This window comes from Virgibacillus carmonensis (assembly GCF_057836705.1).
Window position 1 is genome coordinate 1 of the sequence record NZ_JBYQFJ010000189.1, and the last position, 665, is coordinate 665.

The following is a 665-nucleotide window of genomic DNA, read 5'->3' on the forward strand; positions in this document are numbered from 1 at the left end:
AGCAAGAAACCATCAACAAAGAAAAATCGGAAGCCATCGACGCCGGAAGGATTTAAGGAGTTTGAATCGTTGGCAAAAGGAATTATTGAATCCGATGGCAATTCGTATTTTGAATGGCTACATGAAAAGCATCAGGAAATCATCTTGGAATTTAATGTGCAATATCGAAAACAGGTTACAGAAGTAGCGAATAAGAAGGGAGAGTGAAATAAATGCAAGATGCAATTGAAACCATAACCAATATCACGGATGGCATTAAACCAATTGCACCTGTATTAGCTGGACTTGTACTAGTTGTAATTGGTCTTATGTGGACGTTTGCTAGAGATCCGCAAAAGAAAGAAATGCATGTCGGATGGATGGTTAATGTAGGGATTGGTTTTGCCATTGTCTACTTGGCAGCTAGCCTTGTAAGTTGGTTAGGCGGACGCGTTGTTGGATTTTAAGCAGCATTTTGAAGCTATTTTCATTTTTAAAAGGGAGGGTGAAGTATGCGAGAAGGCGCAAATGGAAACTGTACGTATTTTATCAGTTATCTTTATGAAGATGGTGGCGGAAACGTGGATATTACACTAGAACAGCCTATACAATCAATTGACGATATTCGTGGTATTGAAAAAGCAATTTGTGATGAATTTAATTTAGACGATTCTGTCACGATTCAA

General features: G+C 38.3%; 2 protein-coding genes. Both read left to right on the plus strand.

Annotated features, from left to right (window positions below):
• Window positions 1-207: hypothetical protein (locus tag AC3G7N_RS21295; protein ID WP_489424136.1), on the plus strand; the 207-nt coding region annotated here is incomplete at its 5' end.
• Window positions 208-212: 5 nt separating this feature from the next.
• Window positions 213-446, plus strand: a complete 234-nt coding sequence (locus AC3G7N_RS21300) for a pilin (protein ID WP_489424137.1) — start codon at window positions 213-215, stop codon at window positions 444-446.
• The last annotated feature ends 219 nt before the right edge of the window (window positions 447-665 follow it).